General features: G+C 69.2%; 5 protein-coding genes. 1 reads left to right on the top strand and 4 read right to left on the bottom strand.

Translation table 11 applies throughout. The annotated features are described in order from the left end of the window. The 4 genes from I6U14_RS14245 to I6U14_RS14230 form a co-directional block, all read right to left on the bottom strand. Window positions 1–427, bottom strand: a 427-nt coding sequence (locus tag I6U14_RS14245) for a pentapeptide repeat-containing protein (RefSeq protein ID WP_296900177.1), incomplete at its 3' end; no start/stop codon positions are given. 24 nt (window positions 428–451) lie between these two features. Beyond that, a complete protein-coding gene (locus tag I6U14_RS14240) occupies window positions 452–688 on the bottom strand; it encodes a hypothetical protein (protein ID WP_296900176.1) in 237 nt (78 codons plus the stop codon). A gap of 54 nt (window positions 689–742) precedes the next feature. Beyond that, on the bottom strand, window positions 743–1,975 hold the full coding sequence (locus I6U14_RS14235; RefSeq protein WP_296900175.1) for a hypothetical protein: 1,233 nt from the start codon (window positions 1,973–1,975) through the stop codon (window positions 743–745). A gap of 9 nt (window positions 1,976–1,984) precedes the next feature. Then, on the bottom strand, window positions 1,985–2,611 hold the full coding sequence (locus I6U14_RS14230) for a hypothetical protein (RefSeq protein ID WP_296900174.1): 627 nt from the start codon (window positions 2,609–2,611) through the stop codon (window positions 1,985–1,987). 280 nt (window positions 2,612–2,891) lie between these two features. On the opposite strand from I6U14_RS14230, the gene recC reads away from it, so the two are divergent. Next, window positions 2,892–5,187: exodeoxyribonuclease V subunit gamma (gene recC / locus I6U14_RS14225; RefSeq protein ID WP_296900173.1), on the top strand; the 2,296-nt coding region annotated here is incomplete at its 3' end.

Here is a 5,187-nt window from a genome sequence, read left to right as displayed (position 1 = left end):
GGGTGGGGGAATGTGGGGGGCGGGGATCGGGGGGTGCGGGGCCGCGGATGAGGGGTCCGGTAAGGTCCGGTAGGGGCGGGTCCACGTGGGGGAGATCGCAGGCCAGCAGGCGGGCGCCGCGAGGGTGGGTGGTGGTGAGGACCGGGCCGCTGCCGGGAGAGCCGTCACTCAGCTTGGCCTGGTCGAGCAGGGCGCCGTTCAGATTGGCCCCGTCGAGCTGCGTGCGGAACATGATGGCGCTCGTGAGCCGGGCGCCGCGCAGGTCGGCTCCAACGAGGTCGGTCTCGTGCAGCCAAGCGCCGCTGAGGTCTGCGCCGCGCAGATCCGCGCCATCGAGGACGTCGTCACGCAGGTCGGCACCGACGAGGCTGTCCGCCTCGACGGTGCGCAGCACCTCACCCGTCTGCTGACGTCTGATCTCGATCATGGCCGTGTCGGGCGGCGTCTCTCACTACCACCCATGCCGACGGTAAAGCCGCCATTGGGCATAGTCCGGTCCGTAACGATAGAGATCGCGGATGAACTGGCGGTGCCGGGGCGTTGCCCAGCGATAGGCGGGGTCGTAAACATACGCCTGCTGCCACGCATGGTGGCCCGGCAGCCAGTAGGCGCCGGCAATCTGCGCTGGAATCATGCTCAGCAACGCGATGATGCCCGCCGAGATCAAGATGCGCTTCAGCGTTCGCATGGTGCACCTCCCATCATGATGATCCCAATCACAGTGTAGACCCTCACACCCTACTCAGCCTTTGCCTCGCGCCCAGTAATCCATGCCCGTTGCGGGCGGCGCGGGTGCCGGCTCGAAGCGCCGTCCGGTACCCTCGAAGAAGCGCAGGAAGAACTCGAACAAGACGAGCCGGCTCGTCTGGATGCTCACCAGCAGCCCTTCCAGAGCGATGACGATCACATTGCCGAGGATCAGAACGAGCGCAGCGCTCAGGATGCCCGGCATACCCTCGGCGATGGTGATGACCACGAGCTCCAGCGCTGCGTGGGCCAGCGCGAAGGCGCCGACCCGGGCAAAGGACACGGTGTTCAGCAGCAGCGAGAACGTGGACTCCGCGAGGTGGCCGACGCCGGCGATGACGGCCACCGGATCGCGCTTCGTCCAGAGTCGGTTGCCGACACACAGCAGTAGGCCAACGGCTGCGCCCCATAGTGCAACGGGCCAGACCAGGGCCGCCAGCAGGCTCCAGTAGACCAGCAGCTGTGCAGCATCGGCCACGCCCTCCGAGCGGCCTTGGCCGCGCCAGCAGGACTGGACCGTATGCAGCAGCAGACCCAGGGTCAGCACCAAGGCGCCGAAGCCCACAGGTACCGCGAGGATCATCAGCGGCGCATCCAGCGGCCGCACCCAGAGCGGGTCAATGAGGTGCTCGTAGCCAAAGACGTCGCCGTAAGCCAGACCGAAGCCGGTGGCCGCGATGCCGCACACCACGAGCAGTGGCCATGCCGGTGTCAGCCGGCGCACCAGCAGGCCGGCAATGGCGATGACGGCGCCATGACCGACGTCACCGCACATGTATCCGAACAGCAGCGGCACCAGCAGCGCGACCCAGGTGGTGGGGTCCGCCTCTCCGGGGCCGGGGGCACCGACGGACTGCGCGAAGACCTCGAATGGCCGTTGCCCGAAGCCGGGGCGCAGAACCGACGGCGGGGCGACGTCCGTTGGCGGCTCAGGCAGGGTGGCACGGCCGCGGACGCCGGCTGCCGCGAGGGCGTGCTCCAGGCTCGCCACGTTGGGCTCGCTGGTCCAGCCGGTGATCCAGCAATAGCGTCCGTCGCAGCGGATGTTCTGGGCGGTCTGCCGTAACCAGTCGATGCGCTCCATCGTGCCGGCAGCGTGGTGAAGCCCGTGCCGCCGGGCACCCTCGCGCAACTCCAGCTCCAATGCCTGTAACTCCTGCGCGATTTCCGCAACTTGGGGCAGCACCTCGGCGGCAGCCGCGGCCGGGCCGCCTCGCCAGTCGAGCACCGGCAGGCATTAGCCGCCAAGGGCGCTTGCCCAAGCCCCTGACGCTTTGACGTCGTCGACTGCTCCGAGCCAAAGCCAGGCGCCGGGGGTGCCGGGGCGGAATGACCGCCGCAGTCCCGCCCCTCTCTGCGGAGGGGGGACTCCGGCCCGCCCAGCGGCCTCGGCCGCTGCTTCCGGCAGCACCAGGCAGTATGCGGACAAAGGCGGGCCGACGGCGGCCAATGCGCCTAGGTCCAGCGCCGGTGCTTGCTCGGCCAGCGCCGGCAGCAAGTCGTGCCAGCGCAGCAAGAGCCGGTGCCGATCGCGGAGCACTGCGATACGCTCGACCCGGTCTTGGACCGCCTGCACCCAGGCATCGATTCGCCCCAAGGCTGCGCGTGCGGACAGCTGAACCGGCAGTGTGCAGCAGCGCCCCTGATAGGCCGGGCGCGGCCAGAGATGCCCGTAGCTTGCCGTCAGTGCCCGGTAACGGTGGATGAGGGTGGTCAGCTCGCCCAGGCCGGGCGCGATGCCGGAGGTCCCGGTCCACTCGAACTGCACGGTGCGCAGATCGGCGAGGCCCCGGATCGCATCGCCCGCGTCCGCCTCGGGAACGACCACCTCGAACCAAGCTGTGAGCGCCGGGCGGAGTGCCATACGAATCTGCGCCTCCTAGCTGCCAGCAGCAAGGCGCGGGCCGGACACGGGCCCGAACGTGCATCCTTAATCCTGGCTGCTGGGGAGAAAATGGGCTCATGCCAGCGGAACCCATCCCGCTATCCAGAGTATGGCTCACCTGTTGGCGCCGTTTGCCTTCATTGCTCTTCCCTCCCTGAGATGGACTGGGTCGGCCCACAGGCTCGGCTGCTGAGCCACCAGCCGCGCTAGACTTCCCGCCAGTCGAAGGATCAGGCACCACCCGCGCTGTCGCGCCCCCATGCTCACCGTCATCCGCTCCAATCGCGTCGAACAACTGGTTGCCGAGCTGGCCCGGCAGCTGGTGACGTGGCCGCCTGCGTCCCTATTCACGCCGGCAACGGTGGTGGCCGCGAGTCCAGCCATGGCTCGCTGGGTCAATCTCAGGCTCGCCGAGGTGTGCGGCGTCGCAGCGAATCTGGACTACCCGCTGCCGGCGACCTTCGTCTGGCGCCTGGCTCGCGGTCTGCTGGATGACCTGCCCGACGCCGACCCTCTGGCGCTTGACGCCATGGCCTGGCAGGTGTTCGCCGAGCTGCCGGTGCTTTTACCCGAGCCTGCATTCGTGCCCCTGCGACGCTATTTGCACGGCGACACTGACGGCCGTAAGCGCTGGCAGCTTGCGGCGCGCATCGCCGATGTCTTCGACCGCTGCCAGCTCTACCGCCCGGCGCTGGTTCGGGCCTGGACTGACAACCGCGAGGGGGAAGAGTCCGAGACGGTCGTCACTGAGCCCTGGCTGGGGCCGCTCTGGCGACGGCTGGTGGCGGGCCGTGAGCACCAGCAGCGGGTGGCCGTGCTGGACCGGCTGCTGGAGGCGCTCGCGCAGCCGCAGGTACCCGGTACCTTGCCGGAGCGTGTGGCGGTGTTCGCGGTCTCAAGCCTGCCGCCGGTGCTGGTGCAGGTGTTCGAGGGCCTATCGCGCCATATCGATGTCGATCTCTACCTGCACACGCCGACCGGGGAGTTCTGGTCCGATCTGGTCTCGCAGAAGACCCTCGCCCGCAAGCGCCTGCGCGAGCCGGAATATGCGGAGCTCTGGGAAGCGCGCAACCCGCTCCTCGGCTCCTGGGGCCGCCAGGGCCAGGCGCTGCATGATCTGCTGTTGCAGGAGGAAGCGCCGCTCGCAGACCGTGACGCCTATGTCACCGACTGGCCGGATACCCTGCTGGGGCGGCTGCAGCGGGATCTCTTCGAGCTGACACCGGTGCCGGACGAGTGCACGCCCGTGACCCCAGACGACTCGGTACAGGTCCATCTCTGCCACAGCCCGGCGCGGGAGTGCCAGGTGCTGCATGACAGCCTGCTTGCGCTGTTCGAGGCCGAGCCGGACCTGCGCCCGGAAGATGTCCTGGTGATGGTGCCGGACATCGCCCGCTATGCACCGGATGTCGCCGCTGTCTTCGACCGGCATCGTGCAGACCTTGCAGCGGGCACTCCCAAGCATGGGGCCGAAGCCGCCGACGTTCTCCCCTACATCCCTTGGAACCTCTCGGACATCGCCGTCGCCGACGAGCATCCGCTGGTGCGTGTCTTCCTGCGACTGCTGGCGTTGCCGGAGAGCCGCTTCACCCAGTCCGAGGTGCTGTCCTATCTGGACGTCCCGGAGCTGGCAGCCCACTTCGGCCTGGACGACGATGCCGTGACCCGGGTGCGCGACTGGCTCGCCGCGTCCAACCTGCGCTGGGGCCTGGACGGCGCCCACCAGACCAGGCTCCAACTGCCGCAGACCGAGCAGAACACCTGGGCCCAGACCGAGGCGCGGCTCTTCGCCGGTTATGCGCTCGCTGGGCCAATGGACGACGCGAGCTTTGCCGGCATCGCACCGGTGGCCGGCGTGGAAGGGGCCGGTGCCGAGGCGCTCGGCCATTTCTGGCGGCTCTTCGACTACCTGCGCGATGCGGCCCGGCGCCTTGCTGAGCCCCGCACCGCTGCGGATTGGCAGCGCGAGCTGGGCCGGCTGATCATGGACTTTTTCGGCGCGCGGGACGATCCGGATGGTCGGCTCCAGCGCATCCGCGACGCCGTCGCCGAGCTCGCCGAGCAGGCCGCCGACATCGACGAGCGCCTGAGCCCGGCCCTGGTACGCACCTGGCTCACCGAGCGTGTGGGCGGCACCGGCACCGAGCGCCGCGGCGGCCGATGGTTCTCTGGCGGCGTCACCTTCTGCGGCATGCGCCCGCTGCGCAGCCTGCCGTTCCAGGTCATCTGCGTGCTGGGCCTGAACGACGACGCCTTCCCGCGCCGGGACCGCCCGGTGGAATTCGACCCCATGCGCCGCGCCTGGCGCCCGGGCGACCCGCGCAAGGCGGACGAGGACCGCTACCTGTTCCTGGAGACCCTGCTCGGCGCCCGCCGTCGGCTTTATCTCAGCTGCGTCGGCCGTGACATTCGCAGCAACCAGCCGCGGCAGCCTTCCGTGCTGCTGCGGGAGCTGCTGGACCATGTGGACCAATACTTCGCCAACGGCCGAGACGGCGGCTCACTCAGCGAGGCCATCACTCGCGTTCACCCGCTCCAGCCCTTCAGTCCGGCAC

The organism is Thiohalocapsa sp. (assembly GCF_019695415.1).
In the GTDB taxonomy this organism is placed as follows: domain Bacteria; phylum Pseudomonadota; class Gammaproteobacteria; order Chromatiales; family Chromatiaceae; genus Thiohalocapsa.
This window is presented reverse-complemented; position numbering and strand designations above follow the sequence as displayed.